This window comes from Marinobacter vinifirmus, from assembly GCF_002258215.1.
Taxonomy (GTDB): Bacteria; Pseudomonadota; Gammaproteobacteria; order Pseudomonadales; family Oleiphilaceae; genus Marinobacter; species Marinobacter vinifirmus.
This window is the reverse complement of sequence record NZ_NEFY01000001.1, coordinates 392908-408170: the sequence shown is the minus strand read 5'-3', so window position 1 is coordinate 408170 and position 15263 is coordinate 392908. Positions and strand designations below refer to the sequence as shown.

The following is a 15263-nucleotide window of genomic DNA, read 5'->3' as shown; positions in this document are numbered from 1 at the left end:
ATGGCACGAATTCATTTCTATTCGGCGGCTGCGTTTTGATAAACTTCGCCGCTTTCCCGAGGTAAGAGACTTTCCGGATGCTTGATAAACTGTTTGTCCTGAGCCAGTACGTAACGCCGCAACTGGCGGTTTCCCGCCTGGCTGGCCGTTTTGCCGACAGCGACAAGTCACCCGCACTTAAAAACCGCTTCACCCGCTGGTTTATCAATCGCTATGGCGTGGATATGAGCGAGGCGGCCGAGTCCAACCCCGAGGCCTACGCCACCTTCAACGAGTTTTTTACCCGGGCCCTGAAGCCCGGCATCCGGCCGGTCGCAGACGCTGCCGATACCTTTGTCAGCCCGGTAGACGGCGCCATCAGCCAGATCGGCCAGGTCGGCGACGACCGGGTGTTCCAGGCCAAGGGCCAGTCTTTCAGCCTGACCGAACTGCTCGGTGGTGACGAGGAACGGGCAAAGCCTTTTGCCGAAGGTGAGTTCTCCACCATTTACCTGTCACCGAAAGACTACCACCGGGTGCACATGCCGCTGGCCGGCACTCTTCGGGAAATGGTCTACGTGCCGGGCAAGCTGTTCTCCGTTAACCCGGTAACCGCGGAAAACGTGCCCAACCTGTTCGCCCGCAACGAGCGGGTAGCCTGTATCTTTGATACCGAAGCCGGCCCCATGGCACTGGTTCTGGTCGGCGCAATGATTGTCGGTAGTGTAGAAACCACCTGGGGCGGTGTGATTGCACCCAACCCCCATAAGGTATCCCACTGGCAGTATCAGGGCGACGAGGCCGTCAGCTTCGAGAAAGGCGAGGAAATGGGTCGGTTCCGGCTGGGCTCTACCGTGGTGCTGGTGATGCCCAGGGGCTCCATGAAATGGAAGCCGAACCAGGTGCCCGGTAAAACCGTACGCATGGGCGAAGCCTTCGGCACCTTGCGCGCCTCAAAGGCCTGACCAGGGCGGCGGGCTCAGGCCCGCTCGACCGGAAATGCCAGCACCTCTTCGATGCTGGCTGCTCCCACCTTCAGCATTAACAACCGATCCAGGCCCAGCGCAACCCCGGAAGACTCCGGCAAGCCGGCATCCAGCGCGTCAAGAAACGCCTGGTCGACCGCCATTTCCGATTTTCCTGCCGCCCGGCGCTGTCGGTTATCCGCCTCGAATCGTTGCAGCTGTTCCTGCGGGTCGGTCAATTCCCAGTAGCCGTTACACAGCTCCAGGCCATTGATATAGAGCTCGAACCGGTGGGCAACGGCAAAGCCGTCGTCATCGGATACCCTGGCAAGCGCTGCCTGCGCGGCCGGATAGCGGGTCAGGAATACCGGGGCATCCACGCCCAGCTTCGGCTCCACCACAAAGCTCATCACCAGGTCCAGGCAGGCATCCCGCCCCATGCCGGCCAGCTGCTCCGGCTCCAGCCATTGTTCGCAATAGCGGGCCAGGTCCCGATCGCTGACTTTCATCGGGTCAAAACCGGCATAGGCCTGCACCGCATCCCTGTAGGCAAGCACCAGGGGGCGCTTGCAACCGAGCCAGCCGCAGACCAGGTCCGCCACCTCGGCCATCAGCTGCCGGTCGTCAAAACCCTCCCGGTACCACTCCAGCATCGAGAATTCCGGGTTGTGGCGGCGCCCGCGCTCGCCATTCCGGAACACCCGGGCAACCTGGAAAATAGAGCCGGAACCGGCCGCCAGCAGCCGTTTCATATGGTATTCGGGGGAAGTCTGCAGCCAGCCGGACGTGATGCCGGGCGCATTGACCGAAGCCGGGATGCCGTCCAGGTTCACATCGGTTACGCCATGGCGGCCAAGCACCGGGGTTTCCACCTCCAGCACCTGCCGTTGTGCAAAAAAGCCGCGCACGTATGCCAGTAGCTGTGCGCGGTTTTTCAGAACATCCCGCGAGGCAGTGGGCTGCCAGACAGGTTTGTCAGTCATGGGCAGGGATCAGCTGCTCTTGACGCGGTTCACGTATTCACCGGAGCGGGTGTCTACTTTCAGCACCTCACCAATGGTGATGAACAGGGGCACGTTCACCACGGCGCCGGTAGACAGGGTTGCCGGCTTGGAGCCACCCTGGGCTGTGTCGCCCTTCATGCCCGGATCGGTATCCACCACTTCCAGTTCCACAAAGTTAGGCGGCGTAACAGACAGCGGCGCACCGTTGTACAGGGTCACCGTGTATACGTCCTGCTCTTTCAGCCATTTCACGGTATCGCCTACCGCCTTGGCATCGGCAGCGAACTGCTCGAAGGAGCCGTCAGTCAGCATGAAATGCCAGAACTCGCCGTCGGTATACAGGTATTCCATGTCCTGCTCGACTACGTCGGCCGCTTCCAGGGATTCGCCGGACTTGAACGTACGTTCCCAGACCCGGTTGGTCATCAGGTTGCGCAGTTTTACACGGTTGAATGCCTGGCCCTTGCCCGGCTTGACGAATTCGTTCTCAAGCATGATACAAGGGTCGCCATCCAGCAAAACCTTGAGACCGCTACGAAATTCGTTGGTAGAATATGAAGCCATGAAATGTCCACCTGACAGACTGTCGTTAAATTTTCAAAGGTCGCTATGATACAGCGAACCCCCTCCCCTATAGAAGCCCATGATTTGACAGAAGCCCGTGATTTGAGCCAACCCGCGTCCCGCACACAGAACATTGCCCCGAAGCAGGATTCCGGCTCCTCGTGGCAGCAGATCCTGAGCCAGTCTGTCACCCGGCCGGAACAGCTGCTGGAGCGCCTTGGGTTACCGGTCGAGCGTTGGCTGGGCGGCGCACAGGCGGGCCATACGCTGTTCCCGATAAGGGTTCCGGAACCCTTTATCGAGCGAATGCAGCCGGGCAACCCGGACGACCCGTTGCTGCGGCAGGTACTGCCCCTGCTGGAAGAAACCGCCGAGCAACCGGGCTTTGTTCGCGACCCGCTGCAGGAAGACAGCGCCATCCAGACCACCGGGCTGATCCGGAAATACCGCAGCCGTGCCCTGCTGATGGTGACCGGCCAGTGCGCGATCAACTGCCGCTACTGTTTCCGCCGCCACTTCCCCTATAGCTCCCAGAAGATTGGCCCGGATGACCGCCGGCAAGTTATCGACACCCTGCATCAAAGCCCCGAGATCAACGAAATCATCTTCAGTGGTGGCGACCCCCTGGCCGTCAACGACCAGCTGCTGGCCAGCTGGGCACAACAACTGGATACCGTGCCGCACCTGCGCCGGCTGAGAATCCACTCAAGGCTGCCAGTGGTGATCCCTCAACGGGTCAACGACCAGCTGCTGGACTGGCTGTCGAACACCCGACTGCAAACCGTGCTGGTGGTGCATATCAACCATCCGGCAGAAATCGATGACGCCACCCAAGAGGCCTTCCGGAAGCTGAAAGCCGCCGGTGTCACCCTGCTTAACCAGAGCGTTATTCTGCGCGGCGTGAACGATTCAGCGGCAACCCTGGCTCAGCTGAGCGAGTCCCTGTTCGAGGCCGGCGTACTGCCCTACTACCTGCATGCCTTCGACCCGGTCGCCGGCGCCCACCATTTCGATGTCAGTGATGCCAGGGCTGCAACACTGGTGCGGGAACTCATGGAGCAACTCCCGGGATTCCTGGTGCCAAAGCTGGTTCGGGAGCTGCCCGGAGAGGCCAGCAAGACCCCGATTCCTGTCGGAGTTTGAGACCTGTCGCATAAGTTGGCGCACCGCAACTTGTAAAACATTGTCAACTCGTGTTTTTCTCGCTTTTTGTTGCCGCTTTGCTATCTTAGAGTTCATGACCGACTAACAATAACGGCCTGTATTTGTGGCAATTTCAGCCCGAATACGATGCTGCCCAGACATTGGCGTGAGAACATGGAAGGCACGATACTCAAACCAGAGCTCAAGGTTCCCGAGCAGAAAACAGCAAGCCTGTCGTTTTGCGATACAACGCCGAAGGCATTCCGGGCCTGGGTCGACCAGCTGCCGATGGCCAATATTGGCGAATCATCGCGGCAGCTTTACCACGCCATTATCGAGCTCAACCACCTGTTTCTGACACCCCAGATGCGCATCCAGTACCTGGAGGCTATCCGCGGCAGCATCCACTTCGTGTGCAACGAGCTTTCGCGCCACTTCCTGGGCCTGGCCGTCGCCCTGCCGGAAAAACAGCGCAAGATTGCCAACCTGACCCAGGCCCTTCAGCTGCACCTGGCTTCCGGCTATAAGCTCTGCCTGCTGGAATACCTGGATAACGGTGGCCTGGACAAGAACCGCAAACACATTGCCATCGCCATCCATCGGGCGATTTCCGAACTGGCGGCCACCATTGTCCGTTCGCACCAGCTCTACTGCCCCAGCCCGGCCCACAGCTGGCTTGAATGTCACCGGCTGTACCGCTTTGCCTGCCGAAACAAGCTGGCAGACCACGATGTGGAAGACGACACCCTGAGCGCAAGCCGGGGCAGCACCGTGGCCGACAGCTATATACGCATCCTGTTACTCGGATGCGCGCGCCCGAACCAGCTGCGGCAATCCGAGCTGACCCAGATCTACGAGTTGTTCGAAGGCTGGACAAAATACTGCCAATGCGGCCCTGATGTCGGCCCTGACAGCCTGTTCGTGGTCAATATGGAGCGGGACAGCGCTCCGGTCTACCGTAGCCTGCTGGAAGGCAAGGCAGGCGACAACGGATTCGGCTTCGACACCCAGGAGCTATCCGGCTATCTGTCCGAAACCCTTGATGCCCGCAGATCCCACAGCAAGGCCCAGACCCGCCTGGAGGTTCCCGGCCGGGTCAGCGATACCTTGCTCACCCACCTGAGCCAGGCGCTCGGCATCATTGCCAAGCGTAACTTTAACCGTATCGCCAGCCAGGGCACCCTGGAAATCTCTGTTGGCCTGTCGGCCACCCATTACTTCGTCTCGGGCGAGAAGAGCTTTGCGGAGTTCCTGGATGGCAACGACAACGGCCACCACCAGGACAACCGTTTTATCCGCAATGCCAACCGCAAAGCCGATGCCTGGTCTGAAGCCCACGATGCAGGCCCACACGACGACCGGCTACACTCGGTTGACACCCCGATCACCTTCCGCGGCAGCACCAATGCGGTTACCGAACATCACGACCGCAACCTGCCCAAGTCCCACCACGCGCTGCTGGTGAACACCAGCCCCGGCGGTTACTGCGTGGCCTGGGAGAACAACGTACCCAAAACCCTGCAGGCCGGAGAAGTTCTCGGGGTTCGGGAGCAAAGCAGCCACCCCTGGAGCATTGCGGTGGTTCGCTGGTTGCGGCAAGTACGCAACCAGGGCACCCAGATCGGCATTGAATTGCTGGCCCCCAGTGCAGCCCCCTGCGCCATCCGGCTGATCCAGAAAATGGGCAACAGCAGTGAATACCTCCGGGGCTTGTTGTTACCGGAAATCAGTGCGGTGCATCACGCAGCCACCCTGATTACGCCCCGGCTTCCATTCCAGACCGGCAGCCGCATTTCACTGATGCACGATGGCCGGGAAGACCACGGTCAACTGCTGAAGAAAGTCTCCTCAACCGGCAGCATCAGCCAGTTCGAGCTGAAGCTGCGCAGCCCGGAAATACTCCCCGGAGATAACCAGAATCCGCCGTCTGCACCAGGTAGCCGGGAAGACGAATTCGACTCCCTCTGGCCGTCCCTGTAACGGGACGCCTGCCACAACCGGGGCGCTTCAGGGTTGTTATTGGTCGCCAACCCCTGCATCATTCAGGCATTAACGTATGTCTACCTTTCTTGATGCAGAGCCCTCGGAATGCAGAAAAAAACCGCGACCGTACACCTTCTGATTCTGGATCCCTCCCAGAACGACGCAGAATCCATGGTCAGCTTGCTGCGCAACTCCGGCAAAGCGACCAGGGCGCACAGAATCACATCCGAAGAAGACCTCGAAGACGCCCTGAAAAACTCCAACTGGGACCTGTTCCTGGCCCGGGACCTGGAGCAGGAATTCGGCCCGGATGATGCCCTGGCTACCATCAAACGGATGGACAAGGACATTCCCTTTGTTCTGCTGACTGAAGAATACGATCGCGAGCGTACCGTCAACATCATCCGGGCCGGCGCCCAGGATGCAGTACCCTTTGAATACAAAGACTTGCTGGTTCTGGTGGCCAAGCGTGAGCTTGCCGCACTGGAAGACCGGCGCCGGCGCCGAACCCTCGAATCCCACCTGCGCGAAGCCGAGCAGCGTTGCCAGCTGCTGCTGGAAAGCTCCAAGGATGCCATTGCCTACATCAACGACGGCATGCACATCTACGCCAACCAGTCGTACATGGAATTCCTCGGCTACGACGATATCGACGACCTGATTTGCATCCCGGTCCTGGATACCCTGACGCCGGAGAGCCAGGAGCGGTACAAGGAATTCATGAAAGCCTTTGCCGAAGAACGCAAAGACGGCATGACCATGAACTGCACCGCCCGCCGCAGCGACGACCAGGAGCTGGCCGTTACCATGTCGGTCTCTGCCGCCACCTACGACGGCGAAGCCTGCACCCAGATTGTGCTGCAACCGGAACACAATGATGCCGAGCTGGAAGAAAAGCTGAAGCAGATCAGCAGCCAGGACCTGCTCACCGGCCTTTACAACCGTCAGTACCTAATGGACGAACTGGCCCGCACCATCGCCGAGGCAGGCAAGAACAACCAGACCGGTGCCCTTGCCTACATTGCCCTGGACAACTTCCAGAGCATCAAACACCAGATCGGCATCTCCGGCACAGACCTGTTGCTGGGCGATGTTGCCGCCCTGCTCAAGGACAACAGCGGCGAGGGCATTACCCTGGCCCGGCTCAGCGACGACGCCTTCTGCATGATGTGCATGCCCTGTGACGAGAAAGGCATGGCCATGCTGTGCGAGGGCGTTCGCAAGGCGGTGGATGATCACCTGTTCGACATCAATGGCCGTACCGTGCCGCTAACGGTATCCATTGGTGTTGCCGCCATTACGGAGAACTCCCCGAAGGCTGAAGACCTGATGGGGCGTGCCCATGTCGCTTCCGGCGATGTAAAGAAACTGGAAGGCCACGAGCGCGGCAACGGCGTCAAGGTATACAACCCCGCAGACTACGAAACCATCGAGGAATCCAATTCCGCCGATGCGATTCTCAAGGCCATGGAAGATGGCCGGTTCCGGGTGATGTACCAGCCGATCATGAACCTGCGCGGTGAAGGCGATGAGCACTACGAAGTCACCGTGTTGATGCTGGATAAAGACAACAACGAAGTCTCGCCCTTCGACAAGCTGCCGCCGGTTGGCCGTGACGATGCCGCCACCCGGATTGACCGCTGGATGATCCTGCAGACCATCAAGCAACTGGCCAGCCATCGTGCCAGCGGCCACGATACCCGGCTGTTCCTCAACCTGTCTGCTGAAACCGTTCAGGACAAGACCTTCACACCCTGGCTGAGCGTTGCCCTGCAAGCCGCGAGGCTGCCCGGTGATGCCCTGATCTTCCAGTTCCGTGAAGGCGATGCCAACAACTTCATGAAGCAGGCCAAGGAGTTCACCAAGGCGGCGCACCAGCTGCACAGCAAGGTGTCTATCTCCCAGTTCGGCTGCGCGCTGGACCCGTACAACACCCTGAAACACATTGAAGCCGACTACGTTCGCCTGGATGGATCCTTTGTGGAGGAAGTGGACAAGGGTGATGCCGGCAAGGAGCAACTGAAAGCCATGGTGAAGGGCCTTCAGAACGCTGGCAAGATCACCATCATCCCGGATGTGCAGCATGCCAGCGTGCTGGCCCTGCTGTACCAGGCGGGTGTGAACTTTATCCAGGGTAACTACCTGCAGGCACCGTCGCCGGCCATGAACTACGATTTCGGGGCAGGCTGATCCGGCAACAGGTGCCAGAAAAACAAAGGGCGAGGTGTGATACCTCGCCCTTTGTTCGTTTCAGCGGTCGGGATTCTGCAAAAACAGGTTGGTTTCGCTTTCCCGGAAACCGATCAGGTAGAGAATCGCATCCAGCCCCAGGGTGGAGATGGAGTGCCGGGCGGACTCCTTCACCAGCGGCTTGGCCCGGAACGCCACGCCCAGGCCAGCCTGGCTGAGCATGGGCAGGTCGTTGGCACCATCACCCACGGCAATCACCTGCTCCCGGGAGATATGCTCCTTCCCGGCAATCTCCAGCAGCAACTCGGCCTTGCGCTTGCCATCGACAATCTGGCCCTTTACCTGGCCGGTCACCTTGCCGTCGACAATCTCCAGCTCGTTGGCATAGATATAATCGATGCCCAGCTTCTGCTGCAGGTGGCGGGCAAAGTAGGTGAAGCCGCCAGACAGAATAGCCGTACGATAGCCCAGCGCCTTCAGGCTGCGGATCAGGTGCTCGGCGCCCTCGGTCATACGCAGGCGGTTAGCGATACCCTCCAGAACGGATTCATCGAGGCCTTTCAGCAGCGCCAGGCGCTCGGCAAAGCTCTGGCTGAAATCCAGCTCGCCATGCATGGCCCGCTCGGTGATTTCGGCCACCTGCTCGCCGACACCGGCTTCATGGGCCAGCTCGTCGATCACTTCCGCCTCGATCAGGGTGGAGTCCATATCAAACACCACCAGGCGGCGATTACGCCGGAAGATGGAATCTTCCTGGAAGGCGATATCCACATTCATCTCGCCGGCAATGTGCAGGAAATCCGCCCGCAGCTGCTCCAGGTCTGATGGCGTGCCGCGCACCGAGAACTCCACACAGGCAATCCGGTTATCGGACGAATTCAGCGAAGGCCGGGCCGACAGCCGGGTGATGTTATCGATGTTCAGGCCATGGCGGGCGGTAATCGCCGATACCCGGGCAATCTGTTCTGCCTTGATGTCACGGGACAGCAGGGTCACGATGTAGCAGGCACGGTTACGGCCTTCCGCCCAGGCCTGGTACTCCTCGACGGTAATCGGTGCGAAGCGCACCTGCAGGTCCAGCGAGTGCAGTCGGAACAGCAGGTCCCGGATGACCGGAGACGACTTGGACTCGTCCGGAATTTCGATCAGGATGCCCCAGGTCAGGTGATCGTGGATCACCGCCTGGCCGATATCCAGGATGCGCACATCATACTGGCCCATGATGCCGGTAATTTCCGACGTCAGCCCGGGCTTGTCGCGCCCGGATACGTTTACCAGTACCAGCTCACTCACTGTCTGTGCTCTCCCCTTCCTGTTCCTGTGCTTCTTCCTGCGCCCGGGATGCAGACGGAATCACGTCGATACCATCCACCCGCTGCAAGCCTCTCGGCAACTTGTGGCCGCGACGCCCACGCTCACCGAGGTAATGTTCCAGGTCGCCGAATTTCAGCCCCAGCTTGCGCTTGCCGGCTTTCACTTCCACCTGGTCTTCCTCGCCGAACACGGCGACCGCAACCACATACTCTTCACGGCTCTGCACCCGGGCCGAGGGAATACTGATGATCTTGTTGCCCTTACCCTTGGCCAGTTCCGGCAGCTCTGTGAGCGGGAACACCAGCATCCGGCCCTCATTGGAAATGGCGGCAAGGTACAGGGTGGACGCGGTTTCCGGGATTACCACCGGGGGCATGATCCGCGCCCCCTTCGGCACCGAAACCACCGCCTTGCCGGCGCGGTTCTTGCTGACCATGTCGTTCAGTGACGTCACAAAGCCGTAGCCGCCATCGGTCACCAGCAACGCCTTACGCTCAGGATTACCCATCAGCAAGCCGGAGAAGGTGGCGCCGGACGGCGGGTTGATGCGGCCGGTCAAAGGCTCACCCTGCCCCCGGGCAGAAGGCAGACTATGAGCCATCAGGGCATAGGCCCGGCCGGTGGAGTCCAGGAAGATGGCATGCTGGTTATTGCGGCCCCGGGCAGCCAGGGCAAAGCGGTCGCCAGACTTGTAGCTGAGGCCCACCGGGTCAATATCATGGCCCTTGGCGGCCCGCACCCAGCCTTTGTCAGACAGCACAACGGTAACCGGGTCGTTGGATACCAGATCGGTTTCACTGAAGGCCCGGGCCTCTTCCCGCTCAACGATCGGTGAACGGCGATCATCACCGAAGGTTTCGGCATCCTGCTTCAGCTCGGTCTTGATCAGTTCCCGCAAACGGTCTTCCGAGCCCAGAATGGACTGCAGCTCGTCGCGCTCGGCGGCCAGCTCGTCCTGTTCGCCACGGATCTTCATTTCCTCGAGCTTGGCCAGGTGGCGCAGTTTCAGCTCGAGGATGGCTTCGGCCTGGTCCGCCGACAGCCCGAAACGGGCCATCAACTCGGCCTTGGGCTTGTCTTCGGTACGGATAATCTCGATCACTTCATCGATATTCAGATAAGCGATCAGCAAACCTTCCAGAATGTGCAGGCGCGCCAGGACCTTATCCAGGCGATGCTGCAGGCGGCGGGTGACGGTGGTTTTCCGGAACGCCAGCCACTCGGTCAGCATGGTACGCAGGCCTTTCACCCCGGGGCGGCCGTCATTGCCGATCACATTGATGTTCACCCGGTAGGTTTTCTCAAGGTCTGTGCTGGCAAACAGGTGGGCCATCAGGCCGTCCAGGTCTACCCGGTTGGAACGCGGCACAATCACCAGGCGGGTGGGATTTTCGTGGTCTGACTCGTCCCGAAGGTCTGCCACCATGGGCAGCTTCTTGGTTTGCATCTGCTGGGCAATCTGCTCCAGCACCCGGTTACCGGAAACCTGGTGCGGCAGGTCGGTAATGACTACCTCTCCGCTCTCGCGAACCCAGCGGGCGCGCATGCGCAGCGAACCGCGGCCAGTTTCGTACATTTGCCGCAGGTCTTTGCGCGGGGTAATGATTTCGGCACGGGTCGGGAAATCCGGGCCCTTGATGTGTTCACACAGCTGGTCAACGGTGGCATCCGGCTCATCCAGCAGGCGGATACAGGCAGCTGTCACTTCCCGCACGTTGTGGGGCGGAATGTCGGTCGCCATACCCACGGCAATGCCGGTAGTGCCGTTCAGCAGCACATGGGGCAGGCGTGCCGGCAGTACCGAAGGTTCTTCCATGGTGCCATCAAAGTTAGGCGTCCAGTCCACGGTGCCCTGCCCCAGCTCCCCCAGCAGCACATCGGCGAAGGGCGCCAGGCGGGACTCGGTATAACGCATGGCGGCAAAGGACTTGGGATCGTCCGGGGAACCCCAGTTACCCTGGCCGTCTACCAGCGGATAGCGGTAGGAAAACGGCTGGGCCATCAGCACCATGGCTTCATAACAGGCGCTGTCGCCATGGGGATGGAACTTACCCAACACGTCACCCACGGTACGGGCGGACTTCTTGTACTTGGAGGTGGACTTCAGGCCCAGCTCCGACATGGCATATACAATCCGGCGCTGGACCGGCTTGAGCCCGTCACCCACGTTGGGCAATGCCCGGTCGAGGATGACGTACATGGAATAGTCCAGATAGGCCTTCTCGGTATAATCCCTGAGGGAGACCCGCTCGAAACCTTCATCCGTTGTCTGAAACTCTGGCATAGATGCCTCTTTGCCTTAACTGCCTGTTTTGAAATGTGGTTGTGGTGCTAACCTCTGTGCCCGCTGTGTGCTTCGGGCAATGTCGGCACATTATATGGACGCCAGCCCGGATACACCAATTTCCAATAGCGGAATTCCCGCATGGAGAGTCTGTAAGGTGCGCCGTATTCTCGCCACAGTGAGTAGAAAGCCGTCTTATCTTTAACCAAGCGGAAACCTATGAAACCCAATCTGAAAGCCTGCGGGCACGCCATGGTCACGGCCCTGGTCAACGCCGTTCTGGCGGTTGTCCTGATGCTACTGGTGGAGTTTGCTATCAGTGGCACCTTCCAGGTACCCGAGCCCTATCTATGGGCGGGTTTCGTTATCTGGATCGTGGTTTTTTCGGGGCAGTTCTGGCGGCAGCGTTACTTGTGCCGGTCTGCAGAACACACAGGAAACGCCCAGGAAAGCTGAGCGGTGTTCAGGAAAGGAAATAGCTGAAAAGGCGGCCCGGGGTTATTCCCGAGCCGCCTTTTTTCGTACTTACTGACGAATACCTTCTACAGAAATCTCGATTTTCACCGTCTCTGAGGCCTTGCCCAGATCCATCGGAATACCGAAATCTTTCAGTTTCAGCTCGGTTTCAGCCTCGAAACCCATCCGGTAACCGCCCCAGGGATCCTGGCCGTGGCCCAGCAGTTCGGTGTCCAGGGTCACTTCGCGGGTTACGCCGCGCAGGGTCAGGTCGCCGATAATGTCTGCCTCGCCTTCTTCATCCAGCACTACGCGCTTGCTCTTGAAGGTGGCTTCCGGGAACTCGCCCACGTGCAGGAAGTCTTCGCTGCGCAGGTGCTTGTCCCGCTCGGCGTGGTTGGAGTCGACGCTGGAGGTATCGATGGTTACAGATACGGAGCTGTTCTCCGGGTTTTCCGCGTCGTAGGTGAACTCGCCATCGAAGTCGTTAAAACGACCATACAGCCAGCTGTAACCCAGGTGAGAAATCTTGAAGGTGACGAACTGGTGCGCACCCTGGGTATCAAACGCGTAGGTGCCGCTGTGATCATCCGCCTGAACGGTGCCGGCAACGGCCAGTGACAATGCAGATGCCAAGAAAATCTTTTTCATGGTGTTCTCCTGTTACACAGTTTATTTGAGCAATTTCTACAACATTCCGGCAGTCAGGCGCGGCCTGACATCCGGCGTAAGGTTTCATCCCGGTCTATAAAGTGATGTTTCAGGGCGCCCAGGGCGTGTATGCCCGCCAGGCCGACCAGTGCCCAGGTACTCCAGTAGTGAACGGCACCCGCAGTGTCTTCCATACCTTTCACCTGACCGGTAACGGACGGCACGTCGAACAAGCCGAAGACACTGATCGACGAACCGTCTGCCGTGGTAATCAGGTAGCCACTGACCATCGCCACAAACATCAGCACGTACAGCAGGCTGTGGGCCACGTGGGCCGAAACGACTTCCCAGCGCTGGTGGTTAGCCAGGGGCCTGGGGCTGGTGTTGATAAACCGCCACAGCAACCGGAACACCACCACCGCAAACAGTATCAGGCCAATGCTCCGGTGCAGGCCTGGTCCCTTTCGATACCATTCATCATAGTAGGACAGATCCACCATCCAGAACCCCAGGGCAAACAGCCCCACTACAACCACGGCAACCAGCCAGTGCAGGACAACGGCAAGCCAGCCATAGTTATGTTCAGAATTCTTTAGCGACATGCCAATGCCCCTCCCGGGCTGAAATCGAGTTCGCAATCTTTACGCGCTAGTCTAGAGAGCCTCCGACAGTGAACCAACCAGAATGTTTTGCAGGCCAGCATCAGAATTTCTGATCAAGAATCCACAGAGGTTGACATCCACCACTTTTGGCGTATGCGGTTCTACGGATTGTCGAAATTCATGGCGGATATAAAATTTACTCATACTTTAAATCCGCCCCGTCGCGGGGCCTCAGTGACCGAGAGGAAACGACATGGAACTCGACTTCGACGAATCCGTAGTAGTACCCAGCAACAACTGATTTCAGACAAACCCGGCCAAGGCCGGGTTTTCTTTTTACAGCCCATACACAGTGGCAATGACTGCCACCGTCGTCAGCCCCACCAAAAGATTCATTGGCAACCCCACTTTCACAAAGTCGGAAAAGCGGTAACCTCCGGGCCCGAAAACCATCATATTGGTCTGATACCCCAAGGGCGTGGCAAAGCTGGCAGAGGCGGCCATCATCACGGCAATCACGAAAGGCTCTGCCGGAACGCCCATGCTGTTGGTCATCGATAGCACAACCGGAATGACCAACACTGCGGCTGCATTATTGGTGATCACTTCCGTCAGAAACGAAACCGCGCAGTAGACCAGAAACAGCGTCAGCAAAGCCTGACCTGTACTGAGCGCCAGAATGCCCTCGGCCATAAAGGTGGCTGCCCCGGTTTCCTCCAGTGCCGCGCCGAGTGCAAATGAAGCGGCAATGGTCAGAATGACCGGCACATCCACCGATTTCTGGGCCTGGCCCACGGTACAGCACCCTGTAAGGATCATCATTGCGGCCCCAAGCAGGGCAGCATTGAGCATACTCAGCACACTACAAGCAGCCAGCCCGACCAATACCAGCAATATGCCCCAGGACAACCAGGCCCGGTCATGGCGCGGCGTTTCAGTTTCCAGGTCATTGATCAGCAGGAAATCCTTGTTGTAGCGCTGGCGGCTGACAAAGGCCGGGCGCGCCTCCAGCAGCAACACGTCCCCGGGTTTCAGCCGGATATTACCGAGATTGCCCGACACTCTTTCGCCACCCCGCGCAACCGCCAGAACCACGGCACCGTACCGGTCCCGGAACCGGGCATCCCGAATGGTCAGGCCCAGGACATCCGATTGCGGAGACAAGGCTGCCTCGACCAGCCGGCGTTCCGCACGGTCCTGGCTGAGGCTGGGTTCGTCATCGTGCACCGACGGCACAATGCCATTGATGCGCAACAGGTCTGAAATCGCCTGAGTATCACCGGCAAACACCAGCCGATCACCGCCACGCAGCCGTTCCTCGGAGGGTACCGCCGTAACCAGGCTACCGTCCCGCTCGATCTCCACCAGGTACAGGCGCTCCAGCTCCCGCAATCCGGCTTCACCCACGGTTTTCCCGACCAGTGGGCCGCCGGGGGACACCGCCACCTCCAGGGTGAACTCCCTCATGGAGCCAAACTTTTGCTGGTCTTTACGGTCTGGCAACACCCGTGGCATCACCAGCAACATCACCGCCAGCCCGATGATGGCCACCGGCAGGCCAACAACGCTGATCGAGAAGATCGAGAATCCGGCTTCACCTGTCAGCTGCTGGTACTGCCCGTTGACCACCAGATTGGTACTGGTGCCGATCAGCGTCAGGGTGCCCCCCAGAATGGCCGAGTAACTTAACGGAATCATTAGCTTGGAGGGTGCGATGCCGATCTTCCGTGACCAGGCATGAACGGCGGGGATCATGGTGGCAACCACCGGCGTGTTGTTCAGGAAACCGCTCAACAAGGCGACGGGCAGCGCAATACGGGCCTGGGCGGAACGGACGGATTTGGGGCTGCGCAGGAGGTGGTTCACCAACAGATCAACGCCGCCGGAATGATGAATACCCGCCGCTACCACAAACATGGCGACAACAGTAATCAGACCGCTATTGCTGAACCCGGCCAGTGCCTGGTCAGCCGAGATAATGCCGCTGGCACTGAGCACCACCAAGACCGCCATCATCACCATGTGCGGTGCAAAGCGGCCGGAACTCATCAATAACAGGGCTGCCAGCGCAAGCCCCAGGGAAAACCATCCTTGCCAGTCCATAACTCGGTCTTTTCCGGTTCAAAAA

12 protein-coding genes are annotated in these 15263 nt (G+C 59.3%); 5 read left to right on the top strand and 7 right to left on the bottom strand.

Features of this window, described 5'->3' with window-relative positions; all coding sequences use genetic code 11:
* The first annotated feature begins 77 nt into the window (after window positions 1-77).
* Window positions 78-944 carry an archaetidylserine decarboxylase gene (gene asd / locus B9Q17_RS01925; protein WP_094623879.1) on the top strand — a complete coding sequence of 289 codons (867 nt, stop codon included), beginning with the start codon at window positions 78-80 and terminating at the stop codon, window positions 942-944.
* A gap of 14 nt (window positions 945-958) precedes the next feature.
* On the opposite strand, the gene epmA is transcribed toward asd, so the two are convergent.
* Together epmA and efp are read right to left on the bottom strand one after the other, a co-directional pair.
* Entirely contained in the window at window positions 959-1927 is a 969-nt protein-coding gene (epmA, locus tag B9Q17_RS01920) for an EF-P lysine aminoacylase EpmA (protein ID WP_094623878.1), read from the bottom strand.
* 9 nt (window positions 1928-1936) lie between these two features.
* Window positions 1937-2512, bottom strand: coding sequence for an elongation factor P (efp, locus tag B9Q17_RS01915; protein WP_022989948.1), 576 nt, complete (start codon window positions 2510-2512; stop codon window positions 1937-1939).
* Between the two features lie 45 nt (window positions 2513-2557).
* Between efp and epmB the strand changes: the two genes are divergently transcribed.
* The 3 genes from epmB (at window position 2558) to B9Q17_RS01900 (ending at window position 7828) form a co-directional block, all read left to right on the top strand.
* Complete coding sequence (gene epmB / locus B9Q17_RS01910) at window positions 2558-3655, top strand: EF-P beta-lysylation protein EpmB (RefSeq protein WP_094623877.1); 1098 nt, start codon at window positions 2558-2560, stop codon at window positions 3653-3655.
* A gap of 174 nt (window positions 3656-3829) precedes the next feature.
* Window positions 3830-5635: a cyclic-di-GMP receptor FimW-related protein gene (locus tag B9Q17_RS01905; protein WP_094623876.1), complete on the top strand. Its 1806-nt coding sequence runs from the start codon at window positions 3830-3832 to the stop codon at window positions 5633-5635.
* 108 nt (window positions 5636-5743) lie between these two features.
* The gene (locus B9Q17_RS01900) at window positions 5744-7828 is read left to right on the top strand and encodes an EAL domain-containing response regulator (RefSeq protein ID WP_094623875.1); all 2085 of its coding nucleotides are present in this window, start codon (window positions 5744-5746) and stop codon (window positions 7826-7828) included.
* A 60-nt stretch (window positions 7829-7888) separates the two neighbouring features.
* Here the strand turns inward: B9Q17_RS01900 and serB are convergent, their stop codons facing one another.
* Both serB and parC read right to left on the bottom strand, forming a co-directional pair.
* The gene (serB, locus tag B9Q17_RS01895; RefSeq protein ID WP_094623874.1) at window positions 7889-9121 is read right to left on the bottom strand and encodes a phosphoserine phosphatase SerB; all 1233 of its coding nucleotides are present in this window, start codon (window positions 9119-9121) and stop codon (window positions 7889-7891) included.
* Entirely contained in the window at window positions 9114-11426 is a 2313-nt protein-coding gene (gene parC, locus B9Q17_RS01890) for a DNA topoisomerase IV subunit A (protein ID WP_094623873.1), read from the bottom strand. The genes serB and parC overlap by 8 nt, the downstream gene beginning before the upstream one ends.
* A gap of 219 nt (window positions 11427-11645) precedes the next feature.
* Here parC and B9Q17_RS01885 point away from each other — a divergent pair, with 219 nt between their 5' ends.
* Window positions 11646-11882 (top strand): hypothetical protein, encoded by a 237-nt coding sequence (locus tag B9Q17_RS01885; protein WP_022989954.1) that lies wholly within the window; start codon window positions 11646-11648, stop codon window positions 11880-11882.
* A 69-nt stretch (window positions 11883-11951) separates the two neighbouring features.
* On the opposite strand, the gene B9Q17_RS01880 is transcribed toward B9Q17_RS01885, so the two are convergent.
* The 3 genes from B9Q17_RS01880 to B9Q17_RS01870 all read right to left on the bottom strand — a co-directional run bounded on the left by B9Q17_RS01880 (window position 11952) and on the right by B9Q17_RS01870 (window position 15238).
* Window positions 11952-12533 (bottom strand): YceI family protein, encoded by a 582-nt coding sequence (locus B9Q17_RS01880; protein ID WP_022989955.1) that lies wholly within the window; start codon window positions 12531-12533, stop codon window positions 11952-11954.
* Between the two features lie 53 nt (window positions 12534-12586).
* Window positions 12587-13135, bottom strand: coding sequence for a cytochrome b (locus B9Q17_RS01875; protein ID WP_094623872.1), 549 nt, complete (start codon window positions 13133-13135; stop codon window positions 12587-12589).
* 336 nt (window positions 13136-13471) lie between these two features.
* Window positions 13472-15238, bottom strand: coding sequence for an SLC13 family permease (locus tag B9Q17_RS01870; RefSeq protein ID WP_094623871.1), 1767 nt, complete (start codon window positions 15236-15238; stop codon window positions 13472-13474).
* Window positions 15239-15263: the final 25 nt, after the last annotated feature.